The following is a 16719-nucleotide window of genomic DNA, read 5'->3' on the forward strand; positions in this document are numbered from 1 at the left end:
TTTCTTCTGAAGCACGGCCGCAACGCGTTGCGGCGGCTGAGATTTTGTCCCGGACCTGTGCCAGGTTATGCGCAATGTCGTTCATTTTCCGAGGAGTAGTCTATGGATGTGGAAGAAATTGTGGCCCTTAGTGTAAAGCATAACGTCTCCGATCTACACCTGTGCAGTGATTCGCCACCCCGCTGGCGCAGAACAGGCCGTCTTGAGCTGGCACCGTTTCCGCCTCCGGACGTTGAAGCGTTGCTAAAAGCGTGGCTCAACGACGAGCAGCAAGGAATATGGTGGGCAAACGGGCAGGTGGATTTTGCGGTGACGGTAGCGGGGGGCCAGCGTCTGCGCGGCAGTGCCTTCAGGCAGATGAGAGGTGTCTCCGTGACGCTTCGGCTGTTGCCGCGAACCTGTCCGCAACTCGCTTCGTTGGGCGTGCCGCGGGCCACTTCGGAACTGTTATCCAATGATGCCGGGTTGATTCTGGTGACGGGGGCAACCGGTAGCGGCAAATCCACTACGCTCGCTGCGATGGTCGATTTTCTCAACCATCATACCGACGGCCATATCCTCACGCTTGAAGACCCGGTGGAGTTTATCTACCAGAGTGAACGCTGCCTGATACAGCAGCGGGAGATAGGCCAGCACACGCCGTCATTTGCGGAAGCACTGCGCGGTGCGTTACGCGAGGATCCGGACGTGATCCTGCTGGGGGAACTGCGCGACAGCGAGACGATCCGCCTGGCGCTGACGGCGGCGGAAACCGGGCATCTGGTGCTGGCGACGCTGCATACGCGCGGGGCATCGCAGGCGATTGAACGGCTGGTCGATACGTTTCCGGCGCAGGAGAAAGATCCGGTGCGCAACCAGCTGGCCGGCAGCCTGCGGGCGGTGCTGGCGCAGAGGCTGGTTCCCGATCTCCAGGATGGACGCGTCGCGCTGTATGAACTGCTGGTGAATACCGCTGCGGCGGCGAATCTGATTCGCGAAGGAAAAACGTGGCAACTGCCCGGCATCATTCAAACCGGTCAGCAGGCGGGCATGCAGAACTTTGACCAGAGCCTGGCGGAGAGACGGGCGCAGGGGCGGCTGTAGGCCCCTTGCTCAGAAGCCCTGTTCGAAATAGCTTTCGAGGATGATGACGGCAGAAGCGGAGTCCACGCTGCCTTTGTTGAGCGCCCTGAAGCCGCCGTGTTCAAACAGACCCGCACGTGCTTCGACAGTGCTGAGACGCTCGTCGTGAAGCTTCACGGAAACGCCAAAGCGACCGTGGATTTTATTGGCAAATTTACGCGCCCTGGCGGTAAGCGGCTGTTCTGTTCCATCCATGTTGAGCGGCAGCCCAACAATCACGTCATCCGGTTGCCACTCTTTAAGCAGACGTTCAATGAGATTCCAGTCTGGCGTGCCGTCGTTGGCCTTCAGGGCCGTCAGCGGACGTGCGGTGCCGGTAATGCGCTGACCCACGGCGACGCCAATGCTTTTGGTGCCAAAATCAAAGGCCAGAAGTGTTCCGCTCATCAGGCGTGCCCCGCTACGCCAGGCATGGTCAAAATATCAATGCCAATCAGTTTCGCCGCGTCACGCCAGCGATCGGCGATAGGGGTTTTAAACAGAATATTCATGTCCGCAGGGGCGGTGAGCCAGGCGTTATCGAGGATCTCTTGCTCAAGCTGGCCTTTTTCCCACGAGGAATAGCCCAGCGCCACCAGCACTTCTGAAGGCTGCTCAGCGGTGCCCAGCGTTTCAAGCACGTCGCGCGAGGTGGTGATGACGGTGTTATCCGAAATGCGAATACTGGAAGCGAATACCGGCGGCGTATGAAGAATAAAACCGCGATCTTCTGCAAGAGGTCCACCCAGCATCACGGGTTTATCCAGCCGGATTTCCGGCAAGCGCGCTTCAGCCGGGATTTTCAGCTTGTCCAGAATCCCTTCAACCTGAAGATTTTCCAGCGGTTTGTTGATGATAATGCCCATCGCGCCGTCTTCATTGTATTCACAGATATACACCACAGCGCGGCGAAAAATCGGGTCCTGGAGAGCAGGCATGGCAATAAGAAAGTGATGCTGTAAATTCATTGTCAGAGGTACTGTTTCCTGGTTTAAAAAGCGACAGCGACCAGTATGCGGAGAAACCCGGGCGCTGTCACTCATTGGTGGGTTATTTCTGCAGGCGTTTTTCGATGGCGTCCATCAGCATTCCGGTGATCGAGACCGGGAATTCCGCTTCAATTTCACGAATGCAGGTGGGGCTGGTGACGTTCACTTCAGTCAGACGATCGCCGATGATATCCAGGCCAACGAAGATAAGCCCCTTCGCCTTAAGGGTTGGACCGACGCGGCGGGCAATTTCCCAGTCACTTTCGGTCAGCGGGCGCGGCTCGCCGCGGCCACCCGCGGCCAGGTTACCGCGGGTTTCGCCACCCTGCGGGATACGTGCCAGGCAGTACGGCACCGGTTCGCCATCCACCACCAGCACGCGTTTGTCGCCGTCTTTGATCGCCGGAATATAGTTCTGCGCCATGCAGTAACGGGTACCCAGCTCGGTCAGGGTTTCGGCAATCACGCCAATGTTCGGATCGCCTTCTTTCACGCGGAAAATCGACGCGCCGCCCATGCCGTCCAGCGGCTTCATGATGATATCACCGTGCTTCTGCCAGAATTCCTTCAACTGGGTTTTGCTGCGGGTCACCAGCGTTTCAGGCGTCAGGTCAGAGAACCAGGCGGTGTAGAGTTTTTCATTACAGTCGCGCAGGCTCTGCGGTTTGTTGACGATCAGCGTCCCTTTCTCCTCTGCACGTTCAAGGATATAGGTGCAGTAGATATATTCGGTGTCGAATGGCGGATCTTTACGCATCAGAATGACGTTGAGATCGGCAAGCGCGATGTCCTGCTCTGTGCCGAATTCGTACCATTTGTCGTAGTTCTGCTCGACGTTAACGATGCGGGTGCGCGCCCGGGCTTCACCGTTGATCAGGTAAAGATCGTTCATCTCCATATAATGGAGTTCATAGCCGCGACGCTGCGCTTCCAGCAGCATAGCGAAGCTGGAATCTTTCTTGATGTTAATGTTTGCGATGGGGTCCATCACGATGCCGAGCTTGATCATCTTTCTCTCCAATATGCGTCAACCCAGATCGCCAAACCGTACCTGTAGCGCGGTAATGGCCGTGAGTGCCGTTGTCTCAGTGCGCAGAACGCGAGGTCCCAACAGAATATCAGTAAACTGGTAACGTGCCGTCATCGCGATTTCATCCGCCGAAAGCCCACCTTCGGGACCAATCAGCAGGCGTACGCGCTCGACGGGCAAGGGCAGCGTATTGATGCTGGCGCTGGCGCGCGGATGAAGATTGAGCTTCAGCCCACTGTCCTCTTCTGCACACCACGCCTCCAGATCCATCGCCGGGCGGATCTCCGGAATACGGTTACGGCCACACTGTTCACAAGCCGCAATGGCAATTTTCTGCCACTGCTGGATCTTCTTGTTCAGACGTTCCGCATCCAGTTTAACGCCACAGCGCTCAGAAAAAAGTGGCGTAATGAGGCTTACACCGAGTTCAATGGATTTCTGAATGGTGAACTCCATCTTTTCCCCGCGCGACATCACCTGGCCCAGATGAATGTGCAGCGGTGATTCGCGATCATCCACCTCGCCATGCAGCACGTTAACGTGCACGCTTTTTTTATCGGACCGCGTAATTTCCGCGTCGAAAACCTGGTTTGAGCCATCGAACAGCTGAATGGCCTGACCTGCGCCCATGCGCAGCACGCGACCAACGTGGTTGGCGGCGTCATCAGACAGGGCGATTTCTCGGCCTGCGGTAATCAGTTCAGGATGGTAAATGCGGGGAATGCGCATAGTCAGAAATTCCGTGTGTCATACGATGTAAGCAAATTGCCGCTAGTGTAGGTTAGCTCTTTTGCGCCTGGCAAGCCCGCTGGACGTAAGGGTTATGATTCCCCTGAACCCTGGCGATGCGTTCGTCGCGCTGGCACTCCCACTCCGTCACCGGGTATTGCTTGTCCCAGGCGTTGAACAGCTGCGTCTGCTGGCGGGAAAGGTTGAGGTCGTAACGGTCACGCATATAGAAGTAGGTGCGGGCAATACTGCCGCGCGCGCGGGCAGGAGGCTCGGCGACTTTCTCTTTGAAATCAACCTTCATTCCACACTGGCCGTACTGGCCTTCGCCACCGTTCCACTGGCTGTACATGAAATTGCCGCGGTCGCCATTCACTTCACCCACAGCGGGCTGCAGGTTATGCATATCGCTTTCCATCTGGCGATAAACCGGATCTTTGGCGCAGTTTTTACGTCCGCCATCCTGCCAGCACTGGCGCTGGTGGCCAAACTGCCATGCCGGAACGACATGTTCCCATTCAATACGGCTGGCGCGGTTTTCGTTTTTACGCACCTTATAGCCGCAGGACTCAAGGTCAACGACCCCTTTTTTACCCTGCCAGTTAATTTTACAGCCGCAGTAGAAATCGCCCGGCACGTCAGCGTTAACCTTTACACCGGCCGCTTTGGCCTGAGAGAAACTGGTGATACCGTCAGCCAGCGCGTGGCCTGAGAGCGCCGTCGTCAAAAAGGCGACCGCGAGAGAAACATTACGGGACATCTTACACTCCGTGTCAAAACGAGCCCGCAACGTAACGAATGTTGTTCCTGTATGCAATCAGTCAGATCAGGAAAGTTCCTGAAAGTTCAGGTGATTATTCCGCAACCAGCGGTTCACCGCATTTCACGCAGCGGTAGGTCGCTTCGCCGCGCACCACGCGATTATGGCGACGGACGGTAAGCTGGTGCTGCTGACACTGGCAGCGGTAGGGAAAGGTATTGCGGCGTACTGATTCCAGCCCAAACTGATGGGTCCGGCGCGCCGGAACGCCGAGCACCGCCTCCATCATCCACTTCCACTCTTTCCCGTGGGGGGCGACGCGCCCAAAGTGCTTCCACACCAGCAGGTGCGCCAGCTCATGCGGTACCACTTCATCGATAAACGCCTGCTGATTTTCCATCATCAGAACCGGGTTAAGGCGGATCTCATAAGACTCGAGCCAGGCGGTACCGGCCGCGGTACCACGCTGCTGATACACGATCTTAGGTTCAGGATAGTTGCGCCCGAGCTTGAGGTTTGCCTGGGCGAGTTTTTCCCGCAGGCTGCGCATGACGGCTTGCTGGATGGCAATGGGGAGACGGGGAGCTTTCATAGGGGCAGAGCATAAAGCGCGAAGCGGGGAGGTGCAAGGGGCACCTCCCGCGTGAGGATTAGTCGTGGGCGCCGATTTCGCGCAGAGGACGACCTTTCATCAGGTTACGTTCAATATGTTCCAGCGACACATGTTTGGTTTCTGGAACCAGCCAGATGGTCAGCACGATAAAGAAGATGTTCAGACCGGCGTAAACCCAGAAGGTGTTGGCGTTACCCAGAGTATTGAGCATGGTCAGGAACGTTGCGCCGACGATCATGTTGGCAATCCAGTTCGTTGCGGTAGAGCAGGTGATACCAAAATCACGCCCTTTCAGCGGCTGAATTTCGGAGCAGAGTACCCAAATCAGCGGACCGGCGCTCATCGCAAACCCGACGATAAACATCAGCAGCATGCCTACCGCAAAGTACTGAGCGGTTGGTGAGTGAATGCCCACATGCATCATGGTCCCGAGGACACCCATACCGGCCGCCATCACCAGGAAGCCCAGCGTCAGGGTTGGCTTACGTCCCCAGCGGTCCACCAGGCCGATGGCGATAAAGGTCGCCAGCACGTTGGTCAGACCCACGATGACGGTTCCCCACATCTGCTCGGTGGTGTTGGTGTAACCCGCCAGCTCAAAGATTTTTGGCGCGTAGTACATGATGACGTTCATCCCGGTGAACTGCTGCATGACCTGCAACAGCACGCCGAGAAAGACCGCACGGCGGAAGTTACTGTTCTCTTTGAACAGCGCCCAGCCGGACTGTTTGACCTTCAGGCTTTCGCGGATCTCTTCCAGTTCGTTCTTCGCCTCTGCGCTGGTATCACGCAGGCGAAGCAGCACGCGCTCGGCATCGACGAAACGGCGCTTAGCGGCAAACCAGCGCGGGCTGTCCGGCAGGAAGAAGACGCCAATCAACAGCAGAACCGCAGGGATGATGATTACGCCGAGCATCCAGCGCCATGCGCCGCTGTAGCTAAACGCAGTATCGGAAAGGTATGCGCCCAAAATACCGATGGTAATCATCAGCTGGTACATCGAGATCATACTGCCGCGGATCTTTTCCGGTGCGATTTCAGACAGGTAAAGCGGTGCGGTGTAGGACGCCACGCCCACGGCCAGACCGAGCAGCACGCGGGAAACCAGCAGCACTTCAACGTTAGGCGCAGCAGCAGAGAAGAGTGAACCGGCAACGAACAGGATCGCGCCGATCATCAGACTCTTTTTACGTCCAAGTTTGAAGGAGAGCCAGCCGCTACCGACGGCCCCGACGGCAGCACCAAACATCATGGAGCTGACCACCCACTCCTGGGTGTGAGCGCTGATCTGGAACTCTTCAGTGATAAAGGGTAATGCACCGGCAATTACGCCGATATCCAGGCCAAAAAGTAATCCTGCCAGGGCGGCGAGGAAACAGACGAAGAAAGTCATCGCCTTGTTGGACGTACGCCCCTGTTTTTTATTGTCAGGCATTATGCCCTCCAGTTGGGTTATCAGTTTTATTGATATTAAGGGTAGGTGAGCGACCCGTAAAAATATGTGAGATTAATCACATTGGTGTAATCGGTTACACTAATGTGCAACCGTAAATAAAATTAAGGCTTTGAAAATATAGAGGTAAATGAGGTGATGCGCATCGCGAAAGAGCACATTTCAGACTTAACTGAAAGGGAATGTAACAGCAGAAGAAAGGCGATCATGCAAAGAGAATATTCTGAAAGCGGAAAACATCCGCTGCGGTGTAATCGGTTCCATATAGTGAGCCTTTCAGCCGGGTGGCGGCTGCGCCTTACCTGGCCTACAAAAGCTTCATACCCGTAGGTCGGGTAAGGCGTAGCCGCCACCCGACAAAAAAAGGCCAGCCCGAAGGCTGGCCTTTTAAAAGAGATGTCAGTCGATTATTTCAGACCGGCAGCTTCACGCAGCAGGGCGGCTTTGTCGGTTTTTTCCCATGGGAAATGTTCACGACCAAAGTGACCGTATGCAGCGGTTTCTTTGTAGATAGGGTGCAGCAGATCCAGCATCTGAATCAGGCCGTATGGACGCAGGTCGAAGAACTCGCGCACCAACAGGGTCAGCTGTTCTGAAGGCACTTTCTCAGTACCAAAGGTTTCAACCATGATGGAGGTGGGTTCCGCCACGCCGATAGCGTAGGAAACCTGAATCTCACAGCGGTCAGCCAGGCCGGCAGCAACGATGTTTTTCGCCACATAACGCGCCGCATACGCCGCAGAACGGTCCACTTTAGACGGGTCTTTACCGGAGAACGCACCGCCACCGTGACGTGCCATGCCGCCGTAGGTATCAACGATGATTTTACGGCCGGTCAGACCGCAGTCACCCATTGGGCCGCCGATCACAAAGCGTCCGGTTGGGTTGATGAAGAATTTGGTTGCGCTGCTCAGCCATTCAGTTGGCAGAACAGGTTTGATGATCTCTTCCATCACTGCTTCCTGCAGGGATTTCTGATCGATCTCTTCGGAATGCTGGGTAGAGAGAACCACCGCGTCAATACCGACGATTTTGCCGTCGTCGTACTGGAAGGTCACCTGGCTTTTCGCATCCGGACGCAGCCACGGCAGGGTACCGTTTTTACGTACTTCAGCCTGACGCTGCACCAGACGGTGTGCGTAGGTGACAGGTGCTGGCATCAGCACGTCGGTTTCGTTGGTTGCATAGCCGAACATCAGGCCCTGGTCGCCCGCACCCTGTTCCAGCGGATCGGCACGGTCAACGCCCTGGTTGATGTCTGGAGACTGTTTGCCAATCGCGCTCAGTACTGCGCAGGAGTTGGCATCAAAGCCCATATCAGAATGCACATAGCCGATCTCACGCACCGTGTTACGGGTGATCTCTTCGATATCAACCCATGCGCTGGTGGTGATCTCACCGCCAACCAGAACCATGCCGGTTTTGACATAGGTTTCACACGCTACGCGCGCTTTTGGATCCTGGGCCAGGATCGCATCCAGCACCGCATCGGAGATTTGGTCAGCAATTTTATCAGGATGTCCTTCTGATACGGACTCGGACGTAAACAGGTGTTTTGCCATGTTTTATTTCACCTAAGAGGAATTTGGTTAGCTCAAGCTGCTGTGTGGAATAGCCAAAGGAGATAATTCTACCAAGGCCTGCAGGTTTTTGACACTGGCAGTATGAGTGTTAATCAGTATAGATGGATTAACATCTGGATGGCTATTTTAGGTCACTTCTTCGCCCGATTTCCAGTTTTTTTTGACTCACCTCTCACTGAGTTGAAAACAGCGCTGGAAATTTTTCCTGACGGTACTGGCAACACGCGCATTTTTGTTTTGCTTTTTAGCCCCCTTCTCGGTATAAAACGCGGCGCGCGGCTCATACAAAAAAAGCGCTCGATGGATTCATCGTGTCGCCACTTCCAGCCGGGTTAAGCAGTGAACTTTTAGCTTTGGCTTGTGGTCCGTTTCAGCAGAGGCGGCCGTGGAGGTGATACGAGATAATGAACCATCGTTTTTCGCTAATTCAGCGCAGCCGTTCTGGCGCGCATTTGATTCCCGCAACCCGCATTTCTAGTCTGCAAACCTGCCGATGTTATACCCATCTCGGCGCTTCTCAGGATTCCAGGGCCGGTCACGCTTTGTGAAAACTGAACAAGGGCGCTCTTGTTAATACAAGAGTTTTCTCGTGGTTTCGCCGAACCTTGTCATACAGAGTTCGGATACGTGTTTTACAATGATATGAATAAGAAACCGGTCGCACGGTCTGGATTTCAGCATACTCTGCTGGGAAACGGAGCCGTTTATGGGTTGTTATCGCCGTATAACGCTGCGATAGTAGTCAACTGTTTTACACTTAATACAAAGAGTTGAGGTTCGCTATGTCTGACGACATGTCTTCTTTTTCGCCTTCGTCAGCGGGCGAACAGGGTGTACTACGTTCTATGCAGGAGGTTGCGATGAGCTCCCAGGAAGCCAGCAAGATGCTGCGCACTTACAATATTGCCTGGTGGGGCAATAACTACTACGACGTCAACGAACTGGGCCACATTAGCGTCTGCCCGGATCCCGACGTCCCTGAAGCGCGCGTGGATCTTGCCAAACTGGTAAAAGCCCGCGAAGCACAGGGCCAGCGTTTGCCTGCACTGTTCTGCTTCCCGCAGATCCTGCAACACCGCCTGCGTTCGATTAACGCCGCGTTCAAGCGTGCGCGTGAATCTTACGGCTATAAAGGCGACTACTTCCTGGTTTACCCGATCAAGGTGAACCAGCACCGCCGCGTGATTGAATCCCTGATCCACTCCGGTGAACCGCTGGGTCTGGAAGCGGGCTCCAAGGCAGAGCTGATGGCCGTGCTGGCGCATGCGGGCATGACCCGTTCGGTGATCGTCTGTAACGGTTATAAGGACCGTGAATATATTCGTCTGGCGCTGATTGGCGAGAAGATGGGCCACAAGGTCTATCTGGTTATCGAGAAGATGACCGAAATCGCGATCGTGCTGGAAGAGGCCGAGCGTCTGAACGTGGTGCCACGTCTTGGCGTGCGTGCGCGTCTGGCCTCCCAGGGGTCCGGTAAATGGCAGTCCTCCGGTGGCGAAAAATCCAAGTTCGGCCTGGCGGCCAACCAGGTGCTGCAGCTGGTAGAAATTCTCCGCGAGCGCGGTCGTCTGGACAGCATTCAGCTGCTGCACTTCCACCTCGGCTCGCAGATGGCCAACATTCGCGATATCGCCACCGGCGTGCGTGAATCAGCGCGTTTCTACGTTGAGCTGCATAAGCTTGGCGTCAATATTCAGTGCTTTGACGTGGGCGGCGGCCTGGGCGTGGACTATGAAGGTACCCGCTCGCAGTCCGACTGCTCCGTGAACTACGGCCTGAACGAATACGCCAACAACATTATCTGGGCGATTGGCGATGCCTGTGAAGAGCATGGCCTGCCGCACCCGACGGTGATCACCGAATCCGGACGTGCCGTTACGGCGCACCATACCGTGCTGGTCTCGAATATCATTGGCGTTGAGCGCAGCGAAACCACCGAAGCGACGCCGCCGGCAGAGGATGCTCCGCGTTCCCTGCAAAGCATGTGGGAAACCTGGCAGGAGATGCACGAGCCGGGCACGCGTCGTTCCCTGCGCGAATGGCTGCACGACAGCCAGATGGATCTGCACGATATCCACGTCGGCTACTCTTCAGGCACCTTTAGCCTGCAGGAGCGTGCGTGGGCAGAGCAGCTCTATCTGAACATGTGCCACGAAGTGCAGAAGCAGCTCGATCCGAGCAACCGTGCGCACCGTCCGATTATCGACGAGCTGCAGGAACGTATGGCGGACAAGATTTACGTCAACTTCTCGCTGTTCCAGTCGATGCCGGATGCCTGGGGTATCGATCAGCTGTTCCCGGTTCTGCCGCTGGAAGGGCTGAATCATGCTCCGGAACGTCGTGCGGTGCTGCTGGATATTACCTGCGACTCTGACGGCGCTATCGACCACTACGTAGATGGCGACGGTATCGCCACGACGATGCCAATGCCGGAATATGACCCTGAGAACCCGCCAATGCTGGGCTTCTTTATGGTCGGGGCGTATCAGGAGATCCTCGGCAACATGCACAACCTGTTCGGTGATACCGAAGCGGTTGACGTGTTTGTCTTCCCTGACGGCAGCGTGGAAGTTGAGCTGTCCGACGAAGGGGACACCGTGGCGGACATGCTGGAATATGTGCAGTTGGATCCGAAAACGCTGCTGACCCAGTTCCGCGATCAGGTGAAAAACACCGGTCTGGACGATGCGCTGCAGCAGCAGTTCCTGGAAGAGTTTGAAGCGGGTCTGTACGGGTATACCTACCTGGAAGATGAGTAGTCGCTGATGCCCGGTGGCGCTGCGCTTACCGGGCCTACGACTGCAGGCCGGATAAGGCGAAGCCGTCATCCGGCAGAATGCTATACTCACTTGAACCCGTATGCATTACCGGCGATAATTCGCCCCAATTAGCGATTTACGAATCAATCCCTTCCTCGTCGGGTTTAACGACGCGGAGGGGATTTTTTTTACATAGACTTTGAATGAGGTCAGGACATGAGCACTTTAGGTCATCAGTACGATAACTCTCTGGTATCTAACGCGTTTGGTTTTTTACGCCTTCCGATGAACTTCCAGCCGTACGACAGCGACGCTGACTGGGTCATCACCGGTGTGCCGTTCGATATGGCCACTTCTGGTCGCGCGGGTGGTCGTCACGGCCCGGCAGCAATCCGTCAGGTTTCCACTAACCTGGCCTGGGAGCATAACCGCTTCCCGTGGAACTTCGACATGCGTGAGCGCCTGAACGTGGTGGACTGCGGTGACCTGGTGTACGCCTTCGGTGACGCGCGTGAGATGAGCGAGAAGCTGCAGGCCCATGCCGAGAAGCTGCTGGCTGCCGGTAAGCGCATGCTCTCCTTCGGTGGCGACCACTTCGTGACCCTGCCGCTGCTGCGCGCTCACGCGAAGCACTTCGGTAAAATGGCGCTGGTGCACTTCGATGCGCATACCGACACCTACGCGAACGGCTGCGAGTTTGACCACGGCACCATGTTCTTCACCGCGCCAAACGAAGGTCTGATCGACCCGAACCACTCCGTGCAGATCGGTATCCGTACCGAGTTCGACAAAGACAACGGCTTCACCGTGCTGGATGCTTGCCAGGTTAACGATCGCGGCGTGGATGACATCATCGCGCAGGTGAAACAGATCGTGGGTGATATGCCTGTCTATCTGACCTTCGACATTGACTGCCTGGATCCGGCATTTGCGCCGGGTACCGGTACGCCGGTGATCGGCGGCCTGACCTCAGACCGTGCGATTAAACTGGTGCGCGGCCTGAAGGATCTGAACATTGTCGGGATGGACGTGGTGGAAGTGGCCCCTGCCTATGACCAGTCCGAGATCACTGCGCTGGCTGCAGCGACTCTGGCGCTGGAAATGCTCTACATCCAGGCAGAGAAAAAAGGCGAATAAGCCAGCCCCTCGTGGCGTAAAAAAACCTCTCCACGGAGAGGTTTTTTTCATCAGAACACGTTAAACGGGTACTCCACGTAAGCGCGGATCTCGTCCCCACCGACGTTGTAATCGCTGGCGTTGCTGGAGACGCGCAGGACGGAGTAACGCAGTTTGAGTTTAAGATCCTTCGCCGGGCCATCCTGCACCTGGTACTGGATCTGGTTAAACCACTCGTGCTCTTTGCCGTTGCTGGTTTCAGACGTTTTGATGTTGTCGCCACGCACGTAGGCGGTGGTCCAGCTCAGACCCGGCAGGCCGAGCCCCGCGAAATCCAGACCGTAAGAAGCCTGCCATGAACGCTCGTCTTCTCCGTTGAAATCAGACCAGTAGGAGTTCGCCAGCCAGATGGTGTTGCCACCGTCACCCACGCCGCCCTGGTCGCGGTAGCCACCGTAGTTGTAGCCAGTGCTGCCGCTGCTCTGCTGGTACGCCAGTTTAAACGTGTGAATATCCCAGATATAGCTTGCCGCCAGGCTCCAGATGGTGTTGCTGCGGCCCGTGTTGAGGCTGTCAGCGTAACGCTGATCCAGACGGGAGTTATAGCCGTTGAAGTCGAGCACCAGCTGCTGCCCGGTGCTGAACGGCTGTTTGAAGTTCAGGCCCAGATACTGCTTGTTCATCACCTCTTCATTATGCGAGGCGTACAGCGCGCCGCTGAACTGGTCGTTGAACTGGTAGCTTGCACCGCCGAAGGAGAGGCTCTTCAGCCCGCTGTCGTGGCGGTCATCGCTTTTACGCTGCTCGTCGGTGAAGTAACCGGCGTTGATTTCCAGACCGTCGATCTCTTTTGAGGTCAACATAGCGCCGGTGTAGCTTTCAAACAGCAGGCGGGAGCTGTCGGCATTAACGATGGGCAGCTCAGGGCGCTGATTACCGTAGCTCAGTACGGTGTTTGAAAAGCGCATTTTTGCGGTTGCTCCAAACTTTGCCAGATCGGATTTCGCCCGGCCGTCGTCTTCCTGTTTAAAGAAGTCGATGCCGCCCGCGCCGCTCTTGCCGCGACCACCGTCCAGACGCACGCCGTATTGCGCGATGCCATCGACCCCAAAGCCCACCACGCCTTCGGTATAGCCGGATTCAAAGGTCGCGATGATGCCCTGGCCCCATTCGGCTTTATCCTGCTGGCCCTGATGGTAATCACGGCTGATATACGCATTACGTGAAAACAGGTTCAAATGGCTGTCGTTAATAAAACCCTGGCTGTCGGATTGCTGGCTTGCAGCGGCGGGTAATGCGGCAAATAAGCTTAAAGCAACTAATGATAATTCTTTTTTCACGGAGGGAACGTCTCTGTATGGATATATTAATTTGAATGACTGCGGACGTGATAATTACCGGAAAGATTAACGTTTGCAATAATAATGTGACCAAAGATTTCAATGGGTAAAGCTGATTTGGCGGGGCTTCTGGAGGGCGTTACCGATACGTGCGGTTAAGTTGACAATTCATGCGAAATAAAAAGGAGGCAAATTTGCCTCCTTCCAAAATTATTTAATTCCGTCTGCTGCCATACGGTCGCGAATATGCTGTGCGCGTTCTTCTGAGGCCGGATGATCGTCAAACATGGAGCTTTGGCGTCCCGCTTCCAGTTTGGCCAGTTTTTCAAAGCTGGTGGCTAAACCGGAAGGATTAATCCCGCGTTTGCGCAACAGATCGTAGGAGTAGTCATCCGCTTCGGACTCCTGGCGCTGTGAGAACTGGGAGTTAACCAGTTTTTCACCGACATCGCCCAGTTGTGACTGTGACAGGCTGCCAACGATACCGCCCGCTGAGGCCGCCGCTGCGCGAATGGCATTGGTGCCCAGGGCAACCTGCATCCCTTTCTTAACGTGGCCGAGCGCAACGTGGCCCATCTCATGGCCGATAACCGCTTCGACTTCATTGTCATTCATCATGTCCATAAGCCCGCTATAGACGCGGATACAGCCGTTCGCCATGGCGAACGCGTTCACGTCTTTCGCCATGTAAACCTTATAATTCACCGGCTGGCCGTTGATGTTATCGCCCAGCGCGGAAGCAATCTTATTCAGACGCTGCGTGTAGGTACTGTTAGCCGGCGCGAGGGTGGCTTTTCCGTCCATATCTTTACAGGCCTGGTCGCTCAGCGCTTTAACCTGCGCATCGCTCAGGGAATAGGCCTGAAAGGCTTCTGCGCCTGACGTCATCAGACCGTTAGAATCCATATTCTGACAGCCGCTCAGCAGGAGCGTTGTACCCAGGGCCAGCACTATTGCACGCATTTTCATGAGGTTGCTTCCGTACTCGTTAATCTGAATAAAATCTGAAAAGTGCACCGGCAGCGAAGCCGGACTCGGGCTAAGTATAAGGAATATCGACGAGGCCGGGCGAGCAGATTGCGCAACATGCGAGCATGATCCAGAGATTTCTTAAGCTGCAAAAGAATGGTCCATGTACATGGCATGCCGCTTGGGTTACATTGTTGGCACTTTTTTCCGGCGTAGCCCAAAACGCGCTGTCGTCAAGGGCATGGCCTTTAACAGTCCGATCTGGAGTTAAAATGTCCTCACGTAAAGAGCTTGCTAATGCTATTCGTGCGCTGAGCATGGACGCAGTACAGAAAGCCAAATCCGGCCACCCAGGGGCCCCTATGGGTATGGCTGATATCGCCGAAGTCCTGTGGCGTGATTTCCTGAACCACAACCCGCAGAACCCGTCATGGGCTGACCGCGACCGTTTCGTACTGTCTAACGGCCACGGCTCTATGCTGATTTATAGCCTGCTGCATCTCACAGGCTACGATCTGCCTATCGAAGAGCTGAAAAACTTCCGTCAGCTGCACTCCAAAACACCAGGTCACCCGGAAGTGGGTTACACCGCTGGCGTAGAAACCACCACCGGCCCACTGGGGCAGGGTATTGCTAACGCAGTGGGTATGGCGATTGCTGAGAAAACCCTGGCGGCGCAGTTCAACCGTCCTGGTCATGACATCGTTGACCACTTCACCTATGCGTTCATGGGTGACGGCTGCATGATGGAAGGCATTTCTCACGAAGTGTGCTCTCTGGCAGGTACCCTGAAGCTGGGCAAACTGGTTGCGTTCTATGACGACAACGGCATCTCCATCGACGGTCACGTTGAAGGCTGGTTCACTGATGACACCGCTAAACGTTTCGAAGCCTACGGCTGGCACGTGGTGCGTGGCGTTGATGGCCACGATGCTGACTCGATTAAACGTGCGGTAGAAGAAGCGCGCGCTGTCACTGACAAACCATCCCTGCTGATGTGCAAAACCATCATCGGCTTTGGTTCACCGAACAAAGCGGGTACTCACGACTCCCACGGTGCGCCACTGGGCGACGCGGAAATCGCGCTGACCCGTGAAGCGCTGGGCTGGAAACACCCTGCATTCGAAATCCCTTCTGACATTTATGCGCAGTGGGATGCAAAAGAAGCCGGTCAGGCCAAAGAAGCGGCATGGAACGAGAAGTTTGCTGCGTACGCGAAAGCCTTCCCGCAGGAAGCGGCTGAATTCACCCGTCGTATGAAAGGTGACATGCCGTCTGACTTCGACGCGAAAGCGAACGAGTTCATTGCTAAACTGCAGGCGAACCCATCAAAAATCGCCAGCCGTAAAGCGTCTCAGAACGCGATCGAAGCGTTCGGTCCTCTGCTTCCGGAATTCCTTGGCGGCTCCGCTGACCTGGCTCCGTCTAACCTGACCCTGTGGTCTGGCTCTAAGCCAATCAACGAAGATACTGCCGGTAACTACATCCATTACGGTGTACGTGAATTCGGTATGACGGCGATCGCGAACGGTATCGCGCTGCACGGTGGTTTCCTGCCGTACACCTCTACCTTCCTGATGTTCGTGGAATATGCACGTAACGCCGTGCGTATGGCTGCGCTGATGAAACAGCGTCAGGTGATGGTCTATACCCACGACTCCATCGGTCTGGGCGAAGATGGTCCAACTCACCAGCCGGTAGAGCAGGTGGCTTCCCTGCGTGTGACCCCGAACATGAGCACATGGCGTCCATGTGACCAGGTTGAGTCCGCTGTGGCGTGGAAATACGGTGTTGAGCGTCAGGACGGCCCAACCGCGCTGATCCTCTCCCGTCAGAACCTGGCTCAGCAGGATCGTACGCCAGAGCAGCTGGCGAACATCGCGCGCGGTGGTTATGTGCTGAAAGATTGCGCAGGCCAGCCTGAGCTGATCTTCATCGCAACCGGTTCTGAAGTGGAACTGGCTGTCGCCGCCTGGGACAAACTGACTGCCGAAGGCGTGAAAGCGCGCGTGGTGTCCATGCCGTCTACCGATGCGTTCGACAAGCAGGATGCCGCTTACCGTGAATCCGTTCTGCCTAAAGCGGTAACCGCGCGTGTGGCAGTGGAAGCGGGTATCGCTGACTATTGGTTCAAATATGTGGGCCTGAACGGCGCCATCGTCGGTATGACCACTTTCGGTGAATCTGCTCCGGCAGAACAGCTGTTCGAAGAGTTCGGCTTCACCGTTGAGAACGTTGTCGCGAAAGCGAAAGAACTGCTGTAATCGCCGTTTTGCC

At 55.7% G+C, this 16719-nt stretch carries 16 protein-coding genes and 1 pseudogene; 6 read left to right on the forward strand and 11 right to left on the reverse strand.

What is annotated here, in order from left to right:
- A pseudogene (locus tag LDK53_RS11265) lies at positions 1-85 on the reverse strand (YggS family pyridoxal phosphate enzyme); the annotation flags it as partial.
- 17 nt (positions 86-102) lie between these two features.
- On the opposite strand from LDK53_RS11265, the gene LDK53_RS11270 reads away from it, so the two are divergent.
- The gene (locus LDK53_RS11270) at positions 103-1083 is read left to right on the forward strand and encodes a type IV pilus twitching motility protein PilT (protein WP_088244359.1); all 981 of its coding nucleotides are present in this window, start codon (positions 103-105) and stop codon (positions 1081-1083) included.
- Positions 1084-1092: 9 nt separating this feature from the next.
- Here the strand turns inward: LDK53_RS11270 and ruvX are convergent, their stop codons facing one another.
- From ruvX to metK, 8 genes are all read right to left on the reverse strand, one after another.
- Complete coding sequence (gene ruvX / locus LDK53_RS11275) at positions 1093-1509, reverse strand: Holliday junction resolvase RuvX (protein ID WP_021242076.1); 417 nt, start codon at positions 1507-1509, stop codon at positions 1093-1095.
- Positions 1509-2069, reverse strand: coding sequence for a YqgE/AlgH family protein (locus tag LDK53_RS11280; RefSeq protein WP_025757717.1), 561 nt, complete (start codon positions 2067-2069; stop codon positions 1509-1511). The genes ruvX and LDK53_RS11280 overlap by 1 nt, the downstream gene beginning before the upstream one ends.
- A gap of 82 nt (positions 2070-2151) precedes the next feature.
- Positions 2152-3099, reverse strand: coding sequence for a glutathione synthase (gene gshB / locus LDK53_RS11285; RefSeq protein ID WP_025757718.1), 948 nt, complete (start codon positions 3097-3099; stop codon positions 2152-2154).
- Positions 3100-3117: 18 nt separating this feature from the next.
- Positions 3118-3849, reverse strand: coding sequence for a 16S rRNA (uracil(1498)-N(3))-methyltransferase (gene rsmE, locus LDK53_RS11290; RefSeq protein ID WP_025757719.1), 732 nt, complete (start codon positions 3847-3849; stop codon positions 3118-3120).
- 52 nt (positions 3850-3901) lie between these two features.
- A complete protein-coding gene (gene endA / locus LDK53_RS11295; protein WP_059384945.1) occupies positions 3902-4609 on the reverse strand; it encodes a deoxyribonuclease I in 708 nt (235 codons plus the stop codon).
- Between the two features lie 94 nt (positions 4610-4703).
- Entirely contained in the window at positions 4704-5201 is a 498-nt protein-coding gene (locus LDK53_RS11300; protein WP_225287233.1) for a SprT family zinc-dependent metalloprotease, read from the reverse strand.
- 58 nt (positions 5202-5259) lie between these two features.
- Positions 5260-6657, reverse strand: coding sequence for a galactose/proton symporter (gene galP / locus LDK53_RS11305; protein WP_047959430.1), 1398 nt, complete (start codon positions 6655-6657; stop codon positions 5260-5262).
- Positions 6658-7082: 425 nt separating this feature from the next.
- Positions 7083-8237 carry a methionine adenosyltransferase gene (metK, locus tag LDK53_RS11310; protein ID WP_014885184.1) on the reverse strand — a complete coding sequence of 385 codons (1155 nt, stop codon included), beginning with the start codon at positions 8235-8237 and terminating at the stop codon, positions 7083-7085.
- A 138-nt stretch (positions 8238-8375) separates the two neighbouring features.
- On the opposite strand from metK, the gene LDK53_RS11315 reads away from it, so the two are divergent.
- From LDK53_RS11315 to speB, 4 genes are all read left to right on the forward strand, one after another.
- On the forward strand, positions 8376-8594 hold the full coding sequence (locus LDK53_RS11315) for a hypothetical protein (RefSeq protein ID WP_142977848.1): 219 nt from the start codon (positions 8376-8378) through the stop codon (positions 8592-8594).
- A 306-nt stretch (positions 8595-8900) separates the two neighbouring features.
- Complete coding sequence (gene yqgB, locus LDK53_RS11325) at positions 8901-9032, forward strand: acid stress response protein YqgB (protein WP_127312443.1); 132 nt, start codon at positions 8901-8903, stop codon at positions 9030-9032.
- Positions 9033-9040: 8 nt separating this feature from the next.
- On the forward strand, positions 9041-11017 hold the full coding sequence (gene speA / locus LDK53_RS11330) for a biosynthetic arginine decarboxylase (protein ID WP_025757724.1): 1977 nt from the start codon (positions 9041-9043) through the stop codon (positions 11015-11017).
- Positions 11018-11233: 216 nt separating this feature from the next.
- Positions 11234-12154, forward strand: a complete 921-nt coding sequence (speB, locus tag LDK53_RS11335) for an agmatinase (protein WP_225287234.1) — start codon at positions 11234-11236, stop codon at positions 12152-12154.
- A gap of 50 nt (positions 12155-12204) precedes the next feature.
- Here the strand turns inward: speB and LDK53_RS11340 are convergent, their stop codons facing one another.
- Entirely contained in the window at positions 12205-13473 is a 1269-nt protein-coding gene (locus tag LDK53_RS11340; RefSeq protein WP_225287235.1) for an OprD family outer membrane porin, read from the reverse strand.
- Between the two features lie 210 nt (positions 13474-13683).
- The gene (locus LDK53_RS11345; protein ID WP_025757728.1) at positions 13684-14442 is read right to left on the reverse strand and encodes a M48 family metallopeptidase; all 759 of its coding nucleotides are present in this window, start codon (positions 14440-14442) and stop codon (positions 13684-13686) included.
- Positions 14443-14714: 272 nt separating this feature from the next.
- Between LDK53_RS11345 and tkt the strand changes: the two genes are divergently transcribed.
- Positions 14715-16706, forward strand: a complete 1992-nt coding sequence (tkt, locus tag LDK53_RS11350; RefSeq protein WP_025757729.1) for a transketolase — start codon at positions 14715-14717, stop codon at positions 16704-16706.
- Positions 16707-16719 lie beyond the last annotated feature (13 nt).

This window comes from Enterobacter sp. K16B, assembly GCF_020216105.1.
GTDB classification, from domain to species: Bacteria; Pseudomonadota; Gammaproteobacteria; order Enterobacterales; family Enterobacteriaceae; genus Enterobacter; species Enterobacter sichuanensis.